Here is a 21887-nt window from a genome sequence, read left to right as displayed (position 1 = left end):
GATGGCGGGTGCGCCCGCGAGCAAGACAGGAAGGACGTCCCATGGCCGAAAGCACAAAATCTGCAAAGCTGAGCATTGACGGCAAGGAGTACGATCTGCCGATCTTTTCCCCGACGGCCGGGCCGGACGTGGTTGATATCCGTAAACTCTATGCTCAGGCCGGGGTGTTCACCTATGATCCCGGTTTCACCTCGACCGCAAGCTGCGATAGCACCATCACCTTCATCGACGGTGACAAAGGCGAGCTGCTGCACCGGGGCTATCCCATCGACCAGCTGGCCGGCATGTCGCATTACCTGGAGGTCTGCTACCTGATGCTCTACGGCGAGCTTCCCTCGCCCGCGCAGCTGGAGGATTTCGAGAGCCGTGTGACCAATCACACCATGCTGCACGAGCAGATGATGAACTTTTTCCGCGGTTTCCGCCGGGATGCGCACCCCATGGCCGTTATGGTCGGCGTGGTCGGCGCGATGTCCGCCTTCTATCACGACAGCACCGATATTGCCGATCCATGGCAGCGCGAGGTCGCCTCGATCCGCCTGATTGCCAAGATGCCGACGATTGCCGCGATGGCTTATAAGTACACAATCGGCCAACCCTTCGTTTACCCGCGCAATGATCTGGATTATGCCTCCAACTTCCTGCGCATGTGCTTTGCCGTGCCTGCCGAAGATTATGAGGTCAATCCGATCCTCAGCCGTGCGATGGACCGGATCTTTACCCTGCACGCGGATCATGAGCAGAACGCGTCCACCTCCACGGTGCGTCTGGCGTCCTCTTCAGGCGCGAACCCCTTTGCCTGCATCGCAGCCGGTATTGCCTGCCTCTGGGGCCCGGCACATGGCGGGGCGAACCAGGCCTGCCTGGAGATGCTGAACGAGATCGGGACCGTGGACCGCATCCCCGAATTCATCGCCCGCGCGAAGGACAAAGAGGATCCCTTCCGCCTGATGGGCTTTGGTCACCGGGTTTACAAGAACTTCGACCCCCGCGCCAAGGTGATGAAGCAATCCGCTGACGAGGTGCTGGACCTGTTGGGTGTGGAAAACAACCCGATTCTGCAGGTCGCCAAGGAGCTGGAAGCCGCAGCACTGGCCGACCCGTATTTCGCGGAGAAAAAGCTCTTCCCGAATGTGGATTTCTATTCCGGCATCATCCTAGAGGCGATGGGCTTTCCCACGTCGATGTTCACGCCAATCTTTGCGCTGAGCCGCACGGTCGGCTGGATTTCGCAGTGGAAAGAGATGATCGCTGATCCGCAGAACAAGATTGGTCGCCCGCGCCAGCTTTACCTTGGCGAGACCTCGCGCAACTACATCGACATCGAAAACCGCTGACAAACCGTCCTGCGTCGGCATGTGCCGGCGCGGGGCCCCGCAACAGGCGAATCACCTGAGAGTGTCGCTGTGGACAAAGCGCCCTTTCTGCTGAGATTACCGATATTTGCGGCGCGGACTGTCTCTCAATCCTTCAGCGAAATGTGTTCGAAATGTGTCATTGTTTCGGACCTCTGCATAATAAACCGCATTTCTTGACCCTTTGGATCACGACCCTTTAGGTAGAGGCGTCGGGTGCGCAGACCGACCCGTCGATCCCTGCCATATTTCGGTAGGATTTCGAAGGACGAGGTTTTCTGCGCCAGTTGAATTGGGTTACGCGGGGTTGGGTGCGTCAGGCACCCGCATGTGCAGGGCGCATCATCGCGGAATGGTATTGTTGCGAGGCGCGGATGACACGACAGATGGACGGCTCTTATCAGAAAACTACCCCTCTGGCGCGGCGGATGCCGGTGACCACGGGCCCCGCCAGCGGACTCGAAGGGGCGATTATCCCCGACGTGGCCGAGGATGAGGACAAGATCGCCGTGGTTTACGACAAGGGAGAGGCACCGCCCACCATCACCATCACCGACGTTTCAGGTGGGGTGCAGACCGTGCATGCAAACGGCGTGGCCGTGGCCATTGTTGCCTGTGCCGATGGTCCGCGGCTGACTGTGGACGATGTACTGCTTGTAGAACGTTTCGTGACCGCCAGGGACTGACCCTAGCGGCCTTCGAACTGGGCGGGGCGTTTTTCGGTGAAGGCCAAGACACCCTCTTTGAAATCCCGTGATTTGCCGCAGTGGCCCTGCTGCTTGGCCTCCAGCGTCAGCTGGTCTTCCATCGAATTGTCCCAGCTGCCCCGGATGACCTTCTTGATCGCCGCATAGGCCGCCGTCGGGCCCTGCGCCAGATGCGCCGCGCGGGCCTTCCAATGCGCGTCAAATTCCGCATCCGGCACCGCTTCCCAGATCAGGCCCCAGTCATCAGCCTGCCGGGCGCTGATCTTATCGGCAAAAAGGGCGGCCCCCATGGCCTTGGCCGTGCCCATGGTGCGCGGCATTACATAGGTGCCACCGGCGTCCGGGATCAGGCCAATGCGGGCGAAAGCCTGCAGGAAATAGGCGCTCTCCGCCGCGATCACCACATCGGCCGCCAGCGCAAGGTTCGCCCCTGCCCCTGCCGCCGGGCCGTTCACCGCCGCAATGGTCGGCACCGGGCATTCGATGATCGCGTGCAGCATCGGCTGGTATTCATCGCGCAGGGTGCGTTCCAGATCGAGGTTGGCGGCACTCACCCGGTCGCCCAGATCCTGACCGGAGCAAAAGGCCTTGCCCGCGCCGGTGATCACCACCACACGCGCAGTCTTGCCCGCCTCGGACACGGCATAGGCGATCTCCGCCCGCATCTGCGTGCTGAGCGCATTCATCTTCTCGACCCGGTTCAGGGTGATCGTCGCCACGCCATCCTGCAGCGTGTAGATCAGCGTCTGATAGTCCATGTGGCTTCCTTTTCTTACCGCGCCCCCTGTCATAGCAAACTGACCGGTTCAGAAAAGAGCAACGAGGCGTCAATCTTTCAGGATTTCACGCAGGCGCGCCTCTTCTTCCGCTGACAGGGCTGCTTCCTGCGGCGCCTTGGCATGGGATCGCCCGCGCAGATATCCATAGCCGACGCCCAGAGCCAGCAGCAGCATCGCCGGTCCCGCCGCCCACAAAAGCCAGGTCGACCCGCTGGCGCGCGGTGACATCAGGACAAATTCGCCATAGCGGGCCACGAAGAAATCCAGCACCTCGGCATCACTGGCCCCCTCGGTGATCAGCTCGCGCACGGTGCGGCGGGCGTCCTCGGCCCAGTTGGCGTTCGAAAAGGCCACCGATTCCGACTGGCACACCACACAGCGCAGGGCGTGATCAATCGTGCGGGCCCGCGCCTCCAGCACCGGGTCGTCCAGCGCCGTGGACGGGTCCAGCGCCCAGAGCGGGCAGGCCAGCAGCATCAGGATCAACGCGAGGCGTATCATTCCGCAGGCACCGGAACAGCGCCCTTGCGCGCACCGGCAGCAACGCGGAACCGACGATCCGAAAGGCTCAGCAATCCGCCCAGGGCCATCAGGCCGGAGCCGATCCAGATCCAGTTGGTCATCGGCTTGATGTAGGTCCGCACCGCCCATCCACCGTCGTTCTGACGGTCGCCGATCACCACGTAGACGTCGCGCGCCAGGTCATAGTCAATCGCCGCCTCGGTGGTGGGCATCTGGGCCACTGGGTAGATGCGTTTTTCCGGCCGCAGCTGTGCAATCTCGCGCCCGTCCTGCGCCAGCGTGATGAACCCCGTGGTGGCGAGGTAATTCGGCCCCTCGCTGTTCACCACATCATCCAGCGTGATCGTGTAGCGCCCGATGCTGTAAGGTTCGCCGAATTGCGCGACGCGGATGTCCTCCTGCTGCCACGCCATCAGGCCCGACACACCCATCATCGTGATGCCAAGACCGGCATGGGCAACCATCTTGCCCCAATCGGCGCGGGGCAAGCGCATCAAGCGGCCCAGGCGCCCGGACCCACGCCCGGTGCGTTGTGCCAGATCGACGATGGTGCCCATGACAACCCAGGCCGCAAGGAACATGCCGATGGGCCCCAGCAGGGTCCGCCCCGATTGCATCGCATAGGCCAACCCGCCAATCGCCAGCGCCAGTACAAAGACATAGCGCAGGGGGCGCATGGCCCGCATGATCCGCGCGCGTTTCCACGGCATGGCCGAACCGATGGGCAGGATCAGCCCCAACACAAGCATGAATGGCGAAAACGCCATGTTGAAGAAGGGCGGGCCGACGCTCAGCTTGCGGTCAAAGAACATCTCCGCCACCAGCGGCCACATCGTGCCCACGAAGACCACGAAACAGGCCACGGCGAGCAGCAGGTTATTGGCGAGCAATGCGCTTTCGCGGCTCACGAGGCCAAAGACGCCTTTGGCTTCCATCGTGCTGGCCCGCAGCGCAAAGAGAATGAGTGCGCCGCCCATAAAGAACCCCATGATCATCAGGATGAAGACACCGCGTTCGGGATCATTGGCAAAGGCGTGCACGGAGGTCAGCAGGCCCGACCGCACGATGAAGGTGCCGATGAGCGAGAAGCCAAAGGCGAGAATGGCCAGCAGGATCGTCCAGCTTTTCAGTGCCTCACGCTTTTCCACCACGATGGCGGAATGCAGCAGGGCCGCAGCCAGCAGCCAGGGCATGAAGGAGGCGTTCTCCACCGGGTCCCAGAACCAGAAACCGCCCCAGCCGAGCTCGTAATACGCCCACCAGGAGCCCAGAGCGATGCCAATGGTCAGGAAAATCCAGGCCGCCAGCGTCCAGGGCCGGACCCAGCGGCCCCAGGCCGCATCAACCCGACCTTCGATCAGGGCGCCGACGGCAAAGCTGAACGCCATGCTCAAGCCGACGTAACCGAGATAGAGAAAGGGCGGATGGAAGGCGAGGCCCGGATCCTGCAGCAGCGGGTTCAGGTCCTGCCCGTCGAAGGGCGGCACCGCCAGCCGCAAGAACGGGTTCGACGTGAAGAGGATAAAGGCGAAAAACGCCACCCCGATGGCGGATTGCACCGCCAGCACCCGCGCCCGCAGGGTCGGTGGCAGATTGCCTCCGAACCATGCGGCCATCGCGCCGAAGAGCGTCACGATCAGAACCCAGAGCAGCATGGAGCCCTCGTGATTTCCCCATGTGCCGCTGATCTTATAGATCATCGGCTTGGCCGAGTGGCTGTTCAGCGTGACCAGACGCAGGCTGAAGTCAGAGGTGATGAAAGCATACATCAGCGCGGCGAAGGAAAAGGCCGTCAGCAGAAACTGCGCGGAGGCAGCGGGCTCCGCCACCGCCATCCACGCGGGCCAGCGCTTGTGCGCGCCGACCAGAGGTACCACCATCTGAACAATGGCCACCAGGAAGGCCAGGATCAGCGCGAAATGTCCAAACTCTGTGATCATGGCCCTGAGTATACGGGGCCACGCAGAGGCTTCCAATGACAATCGCGCCAGCCGAGGCGATCACTTTGTCGCGGCTGGACCTTTCCGGGCACGCCAGTCGACAAGGGCGGAGTTATCATCCGGCAGCACCGACAGGCTCGCCAGGCGCGCATCGTGACCGGTATCGGCAAGACCCGGCGACGTGGGCCGCAACGCGCGGAGCGTGGAGAGATTTTCCGCCACCTTCGGCGCCAGCGACATGGTTTGCGCAATGGATCGCTGGAATTGCTGGCTTTTGACCTGATGCCGCGCGCCGAAGTAGAAGGACACCACCACCCCCAACAGCCACCACAAAGGTTCCGGCACCAGTGCGATGCCCTGCATGCGCGCGGAAAACCAGATCGGGTCAATCATTGCCGCAAGGAAAAGCCCCAGCGTCCCCAAGGCCAGCGCCGGACGTGGTATCCGGTTGACGCCATCCATCACCTGATCGAACCAGCCCTGTTTGGAGGCTTCGAATTCGCGGGCGAACTGTTTCATCGCCTCAAGGCGCAGCTCCTGCGACCGCTCCGCCCCCTCTTCGGTGTTCTCCCGAAACACCTCCGCAGTTTCCAGTATCACGTTGCGATCATTTCCAAAAATGATGTTGAGAAATCCCGAGATCAGACCCATCCTGCCACCCTTTGCTTAAATTGCTGCTCTGTCATGTGATATTGCCGGGAGATGAACTCCTCGGCCCGCTTGATCCAACCGCCTTTGCCGCCGGCACGTGTGCGGGCATATTTTCGGCTAGCAACACGTCTGTCCGCGATGCGGAAATAATAGTTCCGCCGGGCAATCCCGTAGGCGTCGGCCAGATGGTTTGGCGCGTCGAGATAGGCCGCCTGTGCCGCCGCAATGCTCTTTGGCCCCAGAATGCCATCCACGGCAATCTTGTGCCCCATATCCCGCAACAGCCGCTGCAGGATTTTCACCGCATTGGCGCCCGCGTTAACATACATGTCAAAGACCGAGGCTTGCAGCACCGGCGGCAGCAAAGCGATCAGCGGTTTCTCGAAATAGTGTTTTTCAAAGATCTCAATCGCATGCTCCCGGGTCAGCGCGCGCACGTCGGAGATCGTCACCGCCCCATCCCGGTCCAGATCGATGCCCAGGGCCCGCATGGTATGGATCGTCACGCCGTAGTTGGTGGCCCCGCCCGGGTCGTCGGGGTCGTTCACGAACCCCCCCTCGCGTGCAACGATTTCCGTCGCGATCTCTCTGACCGTTTGCATATTGACTGCCCTCCGCTCGCATCACGTCGCGGCGGATAAAGTCAATTAATGGTAAACATGGGCTAACGGTGCGTTCTTAACCACCGTACGGTGCTAACCGTTCGGGTCCTGATAGACCCCTTGCTCCTTGAGCGCATCCACGACCTCTGCAGGCATGTAGGTTTCGTCATGTTTTGCAAGGATTTCATGGGCTTCGAAGACGCCGTCAATGTAGCGCCCGGTGCCGACCATCCCCTGATTTTCCTCGAAAAGATCAGGCAAAACGCCGGTGTAGGTCACCGGGACAACGGCACCACCATCGGTCACGCTAAAGCGGATCGTCTCGCCCTGTCCGCGCACGATGGAGCCTTCCTCGACCAGCCCGCCGATGCGGAAGACCTCAGATGGTCCCGGCGGTTCGGCCACGATCTGGCTGGGCGCGCGGAAGAAGTTGATGCCATCGCGCATCGCATAACCGATCAGCGCCGTCGAGAGCGTCAAGGCCACCACCGCCACGGCGATGACCTGAATACGACGCTGTTTCTTGAGACTTTTCATCCATCCTCACGGGAAAAGCGGGGCCATCATCAGCCCTGCGGTCTCTTCAATATCTAACATCAGGTTGGCATTTTGCAACGCCTGCCCGCTGCTACCTTTTGTCAGGTTATCAAGCGCGCCAATGATGATCGCCCTGCCGTCAATGCGGTCCGCCGCAACGCCGATATGACAGAAATTGGAGCCACGGACATGGTGCGTGCTGGGGGTTTCTCCGAACGGCAGCACCTCGATGAAGGGCTCGTTCTCATAAGCATCCACCAGCGCCTGATGAACCGCATCTGCCGCCCCCTTGACATAGGCGGTCGCCAGAATGCCGCGATTGGCCGGGATCAGATGGGGCGTGAACTGTATCTTGACCGGCCTGCCCGCCAGGGCGCTGAATTCCTGATCGAATTCACCCAAGTGCCGATGCGTCCCACCCACGGCATACCCGTGGTAGCCTTCGGACAATTCGGCATGTAGCAGGTTTTCCTTCAGGCTCCGCCCTGCCCCGGACACGGCGCATTTGAGATCGAGGATGATCTCGTCGAGGTCGATCAACCCGGTCTGGATCAGGGGACGCAGCACAAACTGCCCGGTCGCCGCATTGCACCCGGTGCCAGCAACCAGCCTCGCCGATCTTATTTCGTTGCGGTAGAACTCGGTCAACCCGTAGACCGCTTCCTTTTGATGCTCCACCGCGGCGTGTTCATTGCCGTACCACTGCCGGTAGGCCTCCGGGTCCCGCAGACGGAAATCCGCGCTCAGATCGACGATCTTCAGGTCGGCGGGCAATTTGGCAATCACCTCCTGGCTGGTCTTATGCGGCAGGGCGCAAAAGCACAGATCGATGTTTGCAAAGTCGATGTCACCTATTGGCAAAAGCGTGGGCAGGTCCAGATGGCGTAGATGCGGGAACACCTGCGCCATGGACTGCCCGGCTTTGGAATGTGCGCCAAGCGCGGTGATGTTCAGATGAGGATGCTCGGCGATCAGCCGAATGAGTTCTGCGCCCGTGTAGCCAGAGGCGCCAAGGATGGCGATGGAATAGGTCATGGAAGGTCCGTCTCGATAGAGTTGAAATGCTCAGGCAGATTGAAAGGTGATCTGTCGTCGCAAAAACTGTGTCGCCCGGTCGCTCACACGGCGCGGATCGCCGGTGGTCAGGAAATCGCTGTCGCCCGCCCCCGCCATATCGGCATGACGGGTCAGATAATCCGCCAGGCTCTCTGCAACCAATGTCGCCTGACTGAATACCCGCACGTTCTCGCCAAGGGCATCCTGAAAGATGTCCTGCAGCAACGGGTAATGCGTACAACCCAGAATGGCCGCATCCGGATCGGGCATCTTGCGTTTGAGCGCGTCGACGTGGCTGCGCACCAGCGCCTCCGCCAGGATCATATCGCCATCCTCTATGGCATCGACAACGCCACCGCAGGCCTGCGCCTCCACATCCACGCCGATGGCCCGAAACGCCAGTTCCCGCTGAAACGCGCGGCTGGCAACGGTGGCAGGCGTGGCGAACAAGGCGACATGTTTGACGTCCACTTCGCGTGGCGGGGAATTGTCCCCCCACTGCCGTTCAGTCATCGCCTCGATCAGCGGCACGAAAACGCCCAGCACCCGCTTGTCCTCGGGCACCCAGGATTCCTGCATCCGACGCAATGCTGCCGCCGACGCGGTGTTACAGGCGAGAATCACCAGATCACACCCCGCCTCGAAAAGCCGCGAGACTGCCGTACAGGTCAGCTCATAGATATCATCCGCCGTGCGCACTCCGTAGGGCGCATGGGCACTGTCCGCCAGATAGACAAAGGGCACCTCAGGCAGACGCTTCTGCGCTGCCTCCAAAACGGTTAACCCGCCCAATCCGCTATCAAAAATGCCAACTGCCATGCGTCCGGTGCCTTTGTGGCACCCGCTCAGGACCGGTGCCGCTCTTCGAATTCATAACCCAGATCAAATCGTTTATCCGGGTCCGTGGAAAGCTCATACGTTGCTTTGCGCAGGAAATCCATCATCGCTTTGCCGTCTTTCGCCAAAGGGTCGAGCACATCACGCCCAATGGGCTGCCCAACGGCAATGCGGACGGGCGTGTCCACGCGTTTTCGGAACTCCTTGATCAGCAATCCCATGCGCAGCGTGGAATGCATGTGACTGGCGATCTGAAACAGGCGGCTGGTGTGCCCGTCAAAGTAAACCGGCAGGACCGTGGCACCGGACTTGCCGATCATGCGCGCGGTAAAGCTGCGCCAGCCCGGGTCCATGGGGCGCGAAAACGGGCGCGCGGCGGTGCTGACCGTGCCGCCCGGAAAGATACCAATCGCCCCCCCATCGCGCAGATAGTCGAGCGCCGTTTTCCGGGTGGCAATATTGAGCGCCAACGCGTCCTTGGTCGTCTCGAAACTGATCGGCAGAATGACACGGTTCAGATCCTCGGCCTTGCGGAACACTGAATTGGCCAGAATGCGGAAATCGCCCCGCGTCCGCGCCAGAATGTGCCCCATCATCAGACCGTCGAGAATGCCATAGGGGTGGTTGGCGATCAGGACCAGCGGTCCGCCGCGCGGAATGTTATCCAGCGACCCCGACACGACATCGAGGGAGAGACCATAGCGGTCCACCATAACATCAAAGAAATCGCGGCCCCTCGCGACCTCACGTTCATACCCGCGGGCCCGCTTAATGAGACGCAGACGACCGGTGCTGTTCTCCATTACGCGGATCAGGGCACGGCCACCTTTGGTTTCGGCGGAGTATGAATAGCTGATATCCCGCGTGATGTTGCGGCGCATCCCTTTGGCTCCGTGCATGGTCGGTCTGGCCAAACCCTAGCTTTGGTGACGCTCTATGCCCAGTGATTATAACACCAATGTGACACTACTCCGCGGCGCGCGCCGTTTCCGTGCCCCCGGCGCGTATCGTTGCCAGCAATTCCTCGCGCCGCTTGGCCGCTTTTACTTCATGCGCTTCCTTGACTGGCCCAAACCCCTTGATCTGAAGCGGCAGTTCCGCAAGCGCAATCATGGCAGGCTTCGTCGCATCGCTCAGCAGGGGCAGAACCTCGCGCATGTCACGCTCATATTGCTTGATCAGCGCGCGCTCCATGCGGCGTTCCCGCGTGTATCCAAATGGATCGAAGGGCGTGCCGCGCAACCGCTTGAAGCGGGCCAGGATGCGCAGCGGTTTTTCCAGCCATGGACCGAAGGTGCGTTTCATGGGCCGCCCGTCAGGGCCCTTTTTGGACAACATCGGCGGGGCCAGGTTGAAGGTCATTTTGAAATCACCGTCAAACTCTGCCGTAGCCTTCTCCCGGCTCGACAAGAGCAGGCGCGCCACTTCGTATTCATCCTTGTAAGTCAGCAGCTTATGATACCCTTTCAAAGCGGCATCGCGCAGATTTTCGTCTGAAATTCCCTCGAGGAACTTGCGGTACTTCCGCGCGAGCCGACCGCTTTGATAGGCGGTGAGGTGATCCGCCCGGAAAGCAATCTTCTCCTGCTGCGTCTTCGGAAGCTGAACGACCTTGGGCGACAACACCGCCGCCGCATCTTCCGGGAACAGCACCGCCCACCGGCCAATGTCAAAGGCGCGCAGGTTCCGCTCCACCGCAGCGCCGTTGAGCGTGATGGCTTGCGTAATGGCCTCAGCCGATAGAGGGATCAGCCCTCGCTGCCAAGCCGCGCCGAAGATCATCATGTTGGAAAAGATGGAATCGCCCAAGGTTGCCTTGGCGAGGTCTGAGGCGTCAAAGAGATCAAGCCGGTCTTTCAGCCGCGCTTCGAGCGCCAGGGACAACCGTTCGCTGGGCAATTGAAATTCCGTGTCGCGGGTAAAGTCGCCGGTGATGATTTCATGGCTGTTGACCACGGCCCCGGTACGGTCCGCGCGCGTCAGACCAAGTGTCTTTGCCCCGGCAGAGACAACAAGATCACCGCCAATCAGCGCATCCGCCTCGCCGGTTGCCACTCGGATTGCGTTGATATCCCCGGGTTTTTCGGCAAGGCGGCAATGGATATGCACGGCGCCACCTTTTTGCGCCAGCCCGGCCATCTCCATCATACCAGCGCCCTTACCATCAATATGCGCCGCCTGCGCCATCACCGCGCCGATGGTCACGACACCCGTGCCACCGACGCCTGTGATCACCACGTTCCACGTGCCGTTGATCGTGGGCAGATCAGGCTGTGGCAGGTCGGGCAAGTCCAGCTTTGTGGTCGGGTCTTTGCGGACTTTGGCCCCCTCCAGCGTCACAAAGGACGGGCAAAAGCCTTTCACACAGCTGTAGTCCTTGTTGCAGGAGGATTGATCAATGGCGCGTTTGCGCCCCAATTCCGTTTCCTTTGGCACGATGGACACGCAATTGGACTGCACTCCGCAATCGCCACAGCCTTCACAGACGTCCGTGTTGATGAAAACGCGTTTGTCCGGATCGGGGAACAGCCCCCGCTTGCGGCGCCGGCGCTTTTCAGCGGCACAGGTCTGGATGTAGACAATCGCCGAGACACCAGACTGCTTTGCAAACTTCTCCTGTACAGTTTGCAAATGTGCTCTCTCGTGGATTTCAACATCGGAAAACGCCTTGAGATCAACATCTTCTTTCTCATCATAGACCACGGCGATGTTCGGCACACCCATCGCCTGCAGCTCCTTGACGATCCGAGGCGCATCCAGATCCCCTTCATTGTGCTGTCCGCCGGTCATGGCCACGGCGTCATTGTAAAGGATCTTGTAGGTAATGTTGGTCTTCGCGTTCAACGCCGCACGAATGGCCTGCACACCGGAATGGTTGTAGGTGCCGTCTCCGAGGTTCTGGAACACATGGCCACGCGTAGAAAACGGCGCCTCGCCAATCCAATTCGCGCCTTCGCCGCCCATGTGGGTGAAACCGGTGGTTTCACGGTCCATCCACTGCACCATATAATGACATCCGATGCCTGCGTAGGCACGTGACCCCTCCGGCAGTTTCGTGGAGGAGTTATGCGGGCAGCCGGAGCAAAAGTACGGCAACCGGGTCGCGATATCCTCGGCATTGTCGTTTCGGCGGGCGTCTTCAAGAACTTTGAGGCCTGCAAGTAACCTATCGTTATCACGCCCTTCTTCGATCAAAATGCCGCCCAACTTCTCGGCAATCATGATCGGATCGAGCGCGCCGCGTGTCGGGAACAGCTCTTCGCCGTGCATCGACCCTGCACCGCCGCCCTTGTGCCAGCCATAGACCCGCCGGCCGCGGCGATCATCGAAAATCGCTTCCTTGATCTGCACTTCGATCAGCTTGCGCTTTTCCTCCACAACGACAATCAGATCGAGGTCTTCGGCCCAGTCGTGGAAGCCTTTCATATCAAGCGGGAAGGTCTGGCCAATCTTGTAGGTGGTGATGCCCAGCCGCTCCGCCTCCGCACCGTCGATGTTCAAGAGCGTCAGCGCATGTTCCAGATCGAGCCAGTTCTTGCCCGCGGCGACAAAACCGATCTTGGCACCCGGTTTGCCCCACACACGCTTGTCCATCTTGTTGGCGTGGCTGAAGGCTTCCGCGGCAAAGCGCTTGTAGTCGATCATGCGCGCTTCCTGCGCGTGCGGCGTGTCGATGAGCCGGATGTTCAGCCCGCCGTCCGGCATCTCAAAGGTCGGCAGAACAAAAGACGCGCGTCCGGAATCCGCGTCGACGACGGATGTCACTTCGATGGTGTCCTTCATCGTCTTCAACCCGACCCACAGGCCGGAAAACCGGCTGAGCGCAAAGCCGTAAAGCCCGTAGTCGAGGATTTCCTGCACCCCTGCGGGGCTCACGACCGGCATATAGGCGTCCACCATGGCCCATTCGGACTGGTGCAACACCGTGGAGCTTTCGCCGGTGTGATCATCGCCCATGGCCATCAGCACGCCGCCGTGCGCAGAGCTGCCCGCCATATTGGCGTGGCGCATCACATCGCCGGTGCGGTCCACCCCCGGGCCCTTGCCGTACCACAGGCCAAAGACACCATCGAACTTGCCTTCGCCGCGCAGTTCCGCCTGCTGGCTGCCCCAGAGCGCCGTGGCCGCCAGGTCTTCGTTCAGGCCCGTCTGAAAGGTAATGTCATGTTCGGACAGGGGTTTCAGCGCCCGCTGCATCTGTATGTCCACCGCGCCCAGTGGTGAGCCACGGTATCCCGTGACCAGCCCAGCGGTGTTCAGCCCCGCGGCGCGATCCAGCGCTTTCTGCATCATCATCAGGCGCACAAGAGCCTGCGTGCCATTCAGCAGCACCGGGCTCTTTGTCAGGTCGTAACGGTCATTTAGCGATACTTTCTGAGTGCTCATCGGTCGCCTCCCCAGCGTTTGCCCAGTCTTGCACAGATTTACCGCAATATTAGGTCACAAAGACTGACCTGTATAGGGGATTTTTTACTTTTCGCCGCTCAGATCACCACCTTCTCTGTATTTCGAAACAATATGTCGCTAGGACGTGCCGGAGGGTTTGCACGGGATGCGACATGGATTGGGATAAGCTTAGAATATTTCACGCAGTAGCGGATGCGGGGTCTTTGACCCACGCCGGCGATAAGCTGAATCTGTCGCAATCGGCGGTCAGTCGGCAGGTGCGTGGGCTCGAAGAGATGCTCAACACCACGCTGTTTCACCGCCACGCACGGGGCCTGATTCTCACCGAACAGGGGGAATTGCTGTTCGACGCAACGTCGGCCATGACCAAACGGCTCGACACGGCCTCTGCGCGCATTCGCGACAGCGAAGAAGAAGTGTTTGGCGAGCTTCGGGTCACGACGACAACCGGGTTCGGCACGCTCTGGCTCGCGCCTCGCCTGCCCAAGCTCTATGAGCAATACCCGGACCTTAAAATCGACCTGATGCTCGAAGAGCGCGTGCTCGACCTGCCAATGCGCGAGGCGGATGTCGCCATTCGCATGAAAGAACCCAGCCAGGCCGACCTCATTCGCAAAAAGCTGATGATGATCCGCATGTGTCTGTTCGCCACGCCCGATTACCTGGCAGAGAACGGCACGCCCAAAGAAATCGAGAACATCGCGGACCACAGGCTCATCTGCCAGAATACGGACAGCGATCAGGTGGGCGCCGGTCTGAACCTCGTCCAGCACCTGATGACCTATGACATCCGCTCGCTTCTGACGGTCAACAATTACTTCGGTGTTCTGCAGGGCGTCCTGCACAACCTCGGAATCGGCGTACTGCCGGATTACGTCACACAGGATTTTCCCGATCTGGTGCGTGTGCTGCCGGATTTGGAATCCGCAGATGTGCCTGTTTTTCTGGCATATCCGGAAGAGTTGCGGCATTCCCAGCGGGTCTCTGCCTTCAAGGATTTCGTTCAGGAAGAGATCATCAGTTACCGCAAACAGTTGAGAGACAAACAGAATCCTTGATCATCCGGTCAGCTATGCAAAATCCGCATATCTGACATGCTGACTCTTATACAGAATTAGCCTTGATCGTGTGCAGGTCGCCACTTATTTGATCTCGTGAAGGAGCGGATGCCCTGCATCTGCCTTCATACCTCCCTGTTGGACTTGGCCGAGCTTCGTGCTCGGCCTTTTTTTTTCGTCAAGGCCGATCCGGCTTTGCCCTTTTCCCTGCCTGCCCCTTCCTCTAAAGACAGCGCAACACTGCCACGGGGGGCCTGACGCGCGATGACTGAACCTGCCATCACACCGGATCTGATCGCAAAACACGGGCTGAGCCCGGATGAATACGAGCGCATTCTCGAAATCGTGGGCCGCACGCCGACATTTACCGAATTGGGCATCTTCTCCGCTATGTGGAACGAGCATTGCTCCTACAAGTCGTCCAAGAAGTGGCTGCGCACCCTGCCTACGGAAGGTCCGCAGGTAATCTGTGGCCCGGGCGAGAACGCGGGCGTCGTGGACATCGGCAACGGCCAGGCGGTCGTGTTCAAGATGGAGAGCCACAACCACCCCAGCTATATCGAACCCTATCAGGGCGCGGCCACCGGGGTGGGCGGCATTTTACGTGATGTCTTCACCATGGGTGCACGGCCCATCGCGGCGATGAATTCGCTGAGCTTCGGAGAGCCCGCGCATCCCAAGACCCGGCAATTGGTCAACGGCGTTGTCGAGGGCATCGGCGGCTACGGCAATTGTTTCGGTGTCCCAACTGTCGGTGGCGAGGTCCGGTTTGATCCGGCCTATAACGGCAACTGCCTTGTGAATGCCTTTGCCGCCGGTCTCGCGGATGCAGACAAGATTTTCTACTCCGCCGCCTCGGGTGTCGGCATGCCGGTGGTCTATCTTGGTGCCAAAACCGGGCGCGACGGTGTCGGTGGGGCCACCATGGCCTCTGCCGAGTTTGACGATACCATCGAGGAAAAACGCCCCACCGTGCAGGTTGGTGACCCCTTCACCGAAAAGCGCCTGATGGAGGCGACGCTGGAGCTGATGCAGACGGGTGCCGTGATCTCCATTCAGGACATGGGGGCCGCCGGGCTGACCTGCTCCGCCGTGGAGATGGGCGACAAGGGCAACCTCGGCGTGCGGCTCGATCTGGAAAACGTGCCCGTGCGCGAAGACGCCATGACCGCCTATGAGATGATGCTGTCAGAGAGCCAGGAGCGCATGCTGATGGTGCTGCGCCCCGAGCTGGAAGCGGAAGCAAAGGCGGTGTTCGACAAATGGGACCTCGATTTCGCAATTGTCGGCGAAACCATTGCCGAAGATCGCTTCCTCATCGTGCACAATGGCGAGGTCAAAGCCGATCTGCCGCTCAAGACACTGGCAGGCACGGCCCCGGAGTACGATCGCCCGTGGGAGGAAACCCCCGCCCCCGCCGCCTTTACCGAGGATTTGGAAGTCGATCCGATGGATGCCCTCAGGAAGCTTATTCTGAGCCCGAACTACGCGGCCAAGGAATGGGTCTACACGCAATACGACACAATGGTCATGGCCGATACCGTGCGCATTCCCGGCATCGGCGCAGGCATCGTGCGGGTGCACGGCACCGACAAGGCGCTGGCCTTCACCTCGGATGTCACGCCGCGCTATGTGCAGGCCAACCCGGTTGAGGGCGGCAAACAGGCCGTCGCCGAAGCCTACCGCAACCTGACCGCCGTCGGGGCCACCCCCTTGGCAACGACCGACAACATGAATTTCGGCAACCCGGAAAAGCCGCGCATCATGGGCCAGTTCGTCGGCGCGATCAAAGGCATTGGAGAGGCTGTGAAGGCGCTGGATATGCCTATCGTTTCGGGCAACGTATCGCTTTACAACGAAACAGACGGCGCGGCGATCCTGCCGACACCAACCATCGGCGCGGTGGGTCTGATTGCGCATGTGGATGACATCATCGGCTGTGACGTGAATGAAAATCAGGTGGCGCTGGTGCTGGGGGAAACCGCCGGGCATCTGGGGCAATCGGCCCTGCTGGCAGAGGTCTTTGACCGTGCCGAGGGCGATGCCCCGCCGGTGGATCTGGCACAGGAAGTGGCGCATGGCGATTTCATTCGCGCCAACCGCGCCGCCATCGCCGCCTGTAGTGACTTGTCTGATGGCGGTCTGGCATTGGCTGCCTTTGAAATGGCGGAAAACGCCGGGTTGGGTGTGACACTGGAGACGGGTGACACCGGCAAACTCTTTGGCGAGGATCAGGGGCGTTACCTGATCTCCTGCGAAGCGGATGACGCGGAAACATTGCTGGCTGCGGCCAAAACGGCCGGTCTCACGCTGGAGAAAGTCGGCACCTTTGGCGGCTATGACGTCAAGATGGGTGGCAGCACCGCGTCAATGACGGCGCTTTCCGTCTTGTACCGCAGCGCCTTTGCCGATGCGGTCGCCTGACGTCTAGCTGTCGATCAGCCGCATGAGCCGGTCTTTCTCGCCCATGTCATCAGGGCGGGAGAGCGAGGCTGCGAGGTCTTCAAGCGAGGCAATGGAATGCCCAGCGCGAAAGCTGTCCACATGGGGCAGCATCGCCCGGATACCCTGCGCCTTTGGGGCAAAACCTTCCCAGCGCAGCAAGGGGTTCAGCCAGATCAAACGACGGGCAGAGAGATGCAACCGCTCCATCTGACGGGTCAGCGCCGCCGGGTCATCCCGGTCCAGCCCGTCGGTGATCAGCAAAACCACCGCGCCCTGCCCCATGACCCGGCGGGACCAGTCGCGATTGAAGCTGGTCAGACAATCGCCGATGCGCGTGCCGCCTTCCCAATCCTGCGCCTCGGCCCCGGCGGCGGCCAGGGCCGCGTCCACATCCCGCTGTCGCAGATGTCGCGTGATGTTGGTCAGCCGCGTGCCAAAGGTGAAGGCATGCACCTTGGCCCAGCCCGCGCCCTTGGCATTGGCCACCGCGTGCAGAAAATGCAGCACCACCCTACTGTACTGGCTCATCGAGCCTGAAATATCGCAGAGCACGACCAGATTGGGCCAGCGCGGGCGCGGCTCCTTGAGGGCAATCCTGTGCATCTCGCCACCCTGCCGCATTGACGCTCGAAGGGTGCGCGCTGCATCAACCCGGCGGCCGGTCAGGCTCGCCTTGGCGCGGCGTGACAGGATCGGCGGAACCGGCAGGTTCAACCGGGCCAGCATGCGTTTGGCCTCCGCCATTTCCGCCGTGCTCATCTGTTCGAAATCGAGGCTGCGCAGCCGTTCCTGACTGGACATGGTCAGGCTGGCGTCGATCTCAATCTCGGTTGTGTCTTCATTCTCCGGCACATCCTCGCCAAAATCCGGTGCTTCGGCCCCGTCCAGCAACGCTTCGGCGGCGCGTTTCTCAGCGGACTGCGCCTTGCGATCCTCCTGCACCCCGCGCACCGCCGGGATCATGTAGGACATCATGTGCTCCAGATAGCGCGGATCGCGCCAGTAGAGCCGGAAGATTTGTGCAAAGACCAGACGATGCTCGGGCCGGTTTACGAAACAGGCATGCAGCGTCCAGTAAAAATCCCGTTTGTCGGTGAACCCCGCTGCTTCGACCGCGCGAATGGCATCAATCACCCGCCCCGGCCCGATGGGAACCCCTGCCCGGCGCAGGGCGCGGGCAAAATGCGTGATGTTGCCCGCCAGCTTGGGGTCATCCGGCAGCTCAAGGGGGGCGTATTCAGGCATTGTAGTTCAGATAAAAAGCCACACCCACTGAAGCCAATGGCAGCAACAGATGCCAGCCAAACACGTAGAAGCGCGCAAAAAAATCAAAACTTCTCATATTCCAGCGAATTTGATCAACATCTTTAGTGAGCTTTTCGAGATCACTGGAAATCCGTTGTAAGTCCTCTTTTCCATCAGGCAATACTGCAATTCCGTCGACGATGTCTTGAAGTCGTGTCTCATTTGGAGCCCCCCACCGGCTGCCGCCAGGTAGTTTGCCGGTCACATTCCATCCGCGATATGAAACGTAGTCACTATACCACTGGACCAAGTGTGCTGCTGCAATGGCACACAAAAGTTGGAGAAGTGGGATGAATTTGGCATGGATGACTTTCAGTCCGATCAGAGAATTGTCAGCAACGTCGATCCAGCCAACTCCGGCCAAGCCGAGCAGCAAGGAAAGAAACAAAGTCGTTCTTCCAGTGGCGCGTGTTGGTCGAGAAATTGCGCCCTTTCCCTGAAAGTTCACGCCACCTCCAGCGTCGCTTTGACCTGATCGAGGATGCGTTTGGCCTCGGATCCCTGCAGTTTCTGGATGTCGTCCTGATACTTGAGGATCGCGCCCAGCGTATCGGCAATCACCTCTGGGCTGAGGTTGATCACATCCAGCGCCAGCAGGCATTTCGCCCAGTCGATGGTCTCGGCCACGCCGGGCTTCTTGAACAGATCTTCGGTCCGCAATTGCTGCACAAAGGCCACCACTTCCCGGCTGAGCGCGGCAGCCGCTTCGGGGGCGCGCGCGGCTAGGATTTCCATTTCCCGCTCGAAATCGGGATAGTCCACCCAGTGATAGAGACACCGGCGCTTCAGCGCGTCATGCACTTCGCGGGTGCGGTTGGAGGTCAGGATAACGATTGGCGGTTCCGGTGCCTTGATGGTCCCCAGTTCCGGGATCGTCACCTGAAAATCGCTCAACGCCTCCAGCAGGAACGCCTCAAAGGGTTCATCTGTCCGGTCCAACTCGTCGATCAGCAGCACCGGCGCGCCGTTTTCATCCGGGCGCATTGCTTCCAGCAGTGGCCGTTCGATCAGGTAGTCGTCGCTGAACAGCTCCGCCTGCAAATCCGCGCGGGACTGATCGCCCGCCGCTTCCGCTGTGCGGATGGCGACCATCTGGGCGGGGAAATTCCACTCGTAGACGGCGGTGGATGCATCCAGCCCCTCGTAGCACTGTAACCGGATCAGCCGCCGGTTCAGACCGGCAGACAGGGCCTTTGCAATCTCGGTTTTGCCAACGCCTGCCTCCCCTTCGAGAAAGAGCGGACGCCCCAGACGCAGCGCCAGAAACACCACCGTGCCAAGCGCCCGGTCGCACACATATCCCTGCGCCGACAGCATCTCCTGAACGGCGTCAATCGTATCAAACCCGGTCATGCATTCTCCTCTTTTCCCGCAAACAACCTGCACTCCACGGCAGGCGGGTCAAGCGTTGATGACTTGCCATTTGGTCTACGTTGACGCGATTTACCGCAAGTGGCATGGTCAATCGGCGACAATTGAGAGGATCGGCAATGACCGATATCCCCCGGCAGACGAGCACATTCTCCATCAGGCGCGTTTCCGGAAAGCCGACGCGCTGTGTCTGATCAGCGACCAAGGATCACCGCCGTATTGACGGTCAGAAACGAAGCGGCGTTTTTGCTGGAATGGCTGGCGCATCACCGCGCGGCAGGGATCACGGATTTCGTAGTCTGCTCGAACGATTGCAGCGATGGCACCGACGCGATGCTGGACCATCTGGAGAGTCTCGGCTGGCTAGCGCACATCCGCAACGACGGACCCTATGGAAAACGCGGCATCCAGTTTACCGCGCTGCATCTGGCCGACAAACATCCATCCGTCCGCAATGCAGACTGGCTGCTGCCGCTCGATATCGACGAATTCGTCAATGTGAAATGCGGCGACCATACGCTGCCCGCGCTGATCGCCGCGCTGCCTGAGGCCACAGCCATTACCCTGACATGGCGCCTTTTCGGCAATGCAGGCGTTCAGGATTTCACAGACACTCCGATAACCCGGCAGTTCACACGCTGCGCCCCCGAGGTCATCTATTGGCCCTGGCGGGCGGCGATGTTCAAAACACTGTATCGCAACGATCAGACCTACGGAAAACTTGGGGTGCACAGACCGAAGGCACCGGACGCAGATCGGGTTGGCGGTGCAAGGTGGTTTGACGGTGAAGGGCGAGAACTGGGCACACCCTTCAAACGCAACCGCATTTTCTCTGACTACGGGCAACCCAATCACGCGCTGGTGCAGCTCAACCATTACCCGTTGGGCGCAATGCAAAGCTTTGTTCTAAAGGCCGATCGGGGACGCGCAGTGCACGCGGATGACCCTCTCGCGCTCGATTACTGGGTGGAGCGGAACCTGAACACCGAGGAAGATACGTCAATTCACGCTCTCCTGCCCGCCAGCACGGCAGCGTTGAACGACCTGATGGCCGATCCTATCCTGGCCAATCTGCATCACGCAGCCGTCGCGTGGCGCAAGGCACGGTTTGAAGCCCTGATGCTGCAAGACCGATTCCGCGCGCTTTATTCGCGGCTTCTCATGACGCAGCCGTCGCAGCCAGTTTCCCGCATAGCGGCAGCAGAGCTGGTGCACTTCGCCCTTCAGGATCGCCAAAACAGCAACAATTAGCGAAAATTCCGCACGTTGTTTCCGCAATTTTGCCTCAAACCAAGCTTAGTTTACAATGACAAGCCCTGCGGCATATGACCGAAGGCAGGTTGAGGAAGCGTGCCATGCCGGACGCGGCAATAAGTTTTGAACATTCGCTGGGCAACATGACCCGGCAAGAATGGATATCCGAGGTGACCGACCTGGTCGATGATCACGGATATCTGACGCCGCTCGGCCGCAAGCATATCGCCACTTTTGTCGAAGACGGCACCACGCTGCTGGTGACGTTCGAGACCCATCAAGGTATCCAGACCCTTTCAGAGCAAGCACACCCGCTGGGATGGGACATGGTCAAACGCGCCGGATGGTCCCACCTGGGGGTGATCAGCAACGGCGATACCTGGTTTCGCGATCCGGCAGTCTACGCATTTTTCGATCGCCTCGTGGACGACGGGTTTTTCGACGAATTCGATACGGTCCTGTTTTATGGCGCTGGCCCCTGTGGGTATGCGGCGGCGGCCTATTCCGTTGCGGCGCCAGGCGCAAAGGTGCTGGCCATCCAGCCACAAGCAACGCTCGACCCGCGGGTGACTGAGTGGGACAAACGCTTTACCGAAATGCGCCGAGTGAATTTCACTGATCGCTATGGGTACGCGCCGGACATGCTGGATGCGGCCTCGGAAACCTTGATCATTTTCGATCCGACCGAGACCGAAGACGCGATGCACGCCGCCCTTTTCACCAAGGCCGGTGTAACGAAACTGCCAATGCGCAACATGGGGCGAATCCTTCAGACAAGCCTCTTGCAGATGGATGTGCTGCATGCGCTGATCCTTGCGACCGGGGAAGGCGACCTGAAGCCGGGCCGCTTCGCGAAACTGATGCGGGCGCGGCGCGACCACCTGCCTTACCTACGACGCCTGCTGGCAAAGCTCGACCAACAAGGGCGGCATACTCTGGTTCACGCGCTCTGCCGTAACGTCGCTGAACGCCTCCAAGCGCCCCGCTTTATCAAGCGTCTGCAGCAGCTGACCGAAGCGGAAGACGGCTGATACTGGCACTACGGGCAAAGCTGTGCTAGC

General features: G+C 60.3%; 19 protein-coding genes. 6 read left to right on the top strand and 13 right to left on the bottom strand.

Translation table 11 applies throughout. The annotated features are described in order from the left end of the window. Positions 1–41: 41 nt before the first annotated feature. Positions 42–1337: a citrate synthase gene (gltA, locus tag Q1A52_RS15000; RefSeq protein WP_300016966.1), complete on the top strand. Its 1296-nt coding sequence runs from the start codon at positions 42–44 to the stop codon at positions 1335–1337. A 392-nt stretch (positions 1338–1729) separates the two neighbouring features. After that, entirely contained in the window at positions 1730–2041 is a 312-nt protein-coding gene (locus tag Q1A52_RS14995) for a hypothetical protein (protein ID WP_300016963.1), read from the top strand. Between the two features lie 2 nt (positions 2042–2043). Here the strand turns inward: Q1A52_RS14995 and Q1A52_RS14990 are convergent, their stop codons facing one another. The 10 genes from Q1A52_RS14990 to Q1A52_RS14945 form a co-directional block, all read right to left on the bottom strand. After that, positions 2044–2820 carry an enoyl-CoA hydratase-related protein gene (locus Q1A52_RS14990; protein WP_300016960.1) on the bottom strand — a complete coding sequence of 259 codons (777 nt, stop codon included), beginning with the start codon at positions 2818–2820 and terminating at the stop codon, positions 2044–2046. Positions 2821–2889: 69 nt separating this feature from the next. Further along, positions 2890–3342: a cytochrome c-type biogenesis protein gene (locus tag Q1A52_RS14985; RefSeq protein WP_300016957.1), complete on the bottom strand. Its 453-nt coding sequence runs from the start codon at positions 3340–3342 to the stop codon at positions 2890–2892. After that, complete coding sequence (locus Q1A52_RS14980; RefSeq protein ID WP_300016954.1) at positions 3339–5303, bottom strand: heme lyase CcmF/NrfE family subunit; 1965 nt, start codon at positions 5301–5303, stop codon at positions 3339–3341. The genes Q1A52_RS14985 and Q1A52_RS14980 overlap by 4 nt, the downstream gene beginning before the upstream one ends. 60 nt (positions 5304–5363) lie before the next feature. Next, entirely contained in the window at positions 5364–5954 is a 591-nt protein-coding gene (locus Q1A52_RS14975; RefSeq protein WP_300016951.1) for a holin family protein, read from the bottom strand. Next, positions 5945–6556: a holin-associated N-acetylmuramidase gene (locus tag Q1A52_RS14970; protein ID WP_195820474.1), complete on the bottom strand. Its 612-nt coding sequence runs from the start codon at positions 6554–6556 to the stop codon at positions 5945–5947. Before Q1A52_RS14970 ends, Q1A52_RS14975 begins: the two co-directional genes overlap by 10 nt. 93 nt (positions 6557–6649) lie before the next feature. Then, positions 6650–7093 (bottom strand): cytochrome c maturation protein CcmE, encoded by a 444-nt coding sequence (ccmE, locus tag Q1A52_RS14965; RefSeq protein ID WP_195820475.1) that lies wholly within the window; start codon positions 7091–7093, stop codon positions 6650–6652. Positions 7094–7099: 6 nt separating this feature from the next. Continuing rightward, the gene (gene argC, locus Q1A52_RS14960) at positions 7100–8128 is read right to left on the bottom strand and encodes an N-acetyl-gamma-glutamyl-phosphate reductase (RefSeq protein WP_300016946.1); all 1029 of its coding nucleotides are present in this window, start codon (positions 8126–8128) and stop codon (positions 7100–7102) included. Positions 8129–8158: 30 nt separating this feature from the next. Next, a complete protein-coding gene (gene murI, locus Q1A52_RS14955; RefSeq protein WP_300016944.1) occupies positions 8159–8968 on the bottom strand; it encodes a glutamate racemase in 810 nt (269 codons plus the stop codon). A 26-nt stretch (positions 8969–8994) separates the two neighbouring features. Beyond that, positions 8995–9867 (bottom strand): lysophospholipid acyltransferase family protein, encoded by an 873-nt coding sequence (locus Q1A52_RS14950; protein WP_300016941.1) that lies wholly within the window; start codon positions 9865–9867, stop codon positions 8995–8997. Between the two features lie 85 nt (positions 9868–9952). After that, positions 9953–13372, bottom strand: coding sequence for an indolepyruvate ferredoxin oxidoreductase family protein (locus tag Q1A52_RS14945; protein WP_300016938.1), 3420 nt, complete (start codon positions 13370–13372; stop codon positions 9953–9955). A gap of 173 nt (positions 13373–13545) precedes the next feature. On the opposite strand from Q1A52_RS14945, the gene Q1A52_RS14940 reads away from it, so the two are divergent. Further along, entirely contained in the window at positions 13546–14451 is a 906-nt protein-coding gene (locus tag Q1A52_RS14940) for a LysR family transcriptional regulator (RefSeq protein ID WP_195820479.1), read from the top strand. Positions 14452–14715: 264 nt separating this feature from the next. Further along, positions 14716–16875 (top strand): phosphoribosylformylglycinamidine synthase subunit PurL, encoded by a 2160-nt coding sequence (purL, locus tag Q1A52_RS14935; RefSeq protein ID WP_300016935.1) that lies wholly within the window; start codon positions 14716–14718, stop codon positions 16873–16875. 3 nt (positions 16876–16878) lie between these two features. On the opposite strand, the gene Q1A52_RS14930 is transcribed toward purL, so the two are convergent. From Q1A52_RS14930 to Q1A52_RS14920, 3 genes are read right to left on the bottom strand one after another with little or no spacing between them, the layout of a single operon-like run. Beyond that, entirely contained in the window at positions 16879–18141 is a 1263-nt protein-coding gene (locus Q1A52_RS14930) for a VWA domain-containing protein (RefSeq protein WP_300016932.1), read from the bottom strand. Further along, positions 18134–18649, bottom strand: a complete 516-nt coding sequence (locus Q1A52_RS14925; RefSeq protein WP_300016929.1) for a hypothetical protein — start codon at positions 18647–18649, stop codon at positions 18134–18136. Before Q1A52_RS14925 ends, Q1A52_RS14930 begins: the two co-directional genes overlap by 8 nt. Next, positions 18646–19554 carry a MoxR family ATPase gene (locus tag Q1A52_RS14920; protein ID WP_300016926.1) on the bottom strand — a complete coding sequence of 303 codons (909 nt, stop codon included), beginning with the start codon at positions 19552–19554 and terminating at the stop codon, positions 18646–18648. Before Q1A52_RS14920 ends, Q1A52_RS14925 begins: the two co-directional genes overlap by 4 nt. Positions 19555–19791: 237 nt before the next feature. On the opposite strand from Q1A52_RS14920, the gene Q1A52_RS14915 reads away from it, so the two are divergent. Together Q1A52_RS14915 and Q1A52_RS14910 are read left to right on the top strand one after the other, a co-directional pair. Then, positions 19792–20823 carry a glycosyltransferase family 2 protein gene (locus Q1A52_RS14915; RefSeq protein ID WP_300016923.1) on the top strand — a complete coding sequence of 344 codons (1032 nt, stop codon included), beginning with the start codon at positions 19792–19794 and terminating at the stop codon, positions 20821–20823. Positions 20824–20927: 104 nt separating this feature from the next. Further along, a complete protein-coding gene (locus Q1A52_RS14910) occupies positions 20928–21857 on the top strand; it encodes a phosphoadenosine phosphosulfate reductase (protein WP_300016920.1) in 930 nt (309 codons plus the stop codon). Positions 21858–21887: the final 30 nt, after the last annotated feature.

This window comes from uncultured Roseobacter sp. (assembly GCF_947488185.1).
In the GTDB taxonomy this organism is placed as follows: Bacteria; Pseudomonadota; Alphaproteobacteria; order Rhodobacterales; family Rhodobacteraceae; genus Roseobacter.
This window is presented reverse-complemented; position numbering and strand designations above follow the sequence as displayed.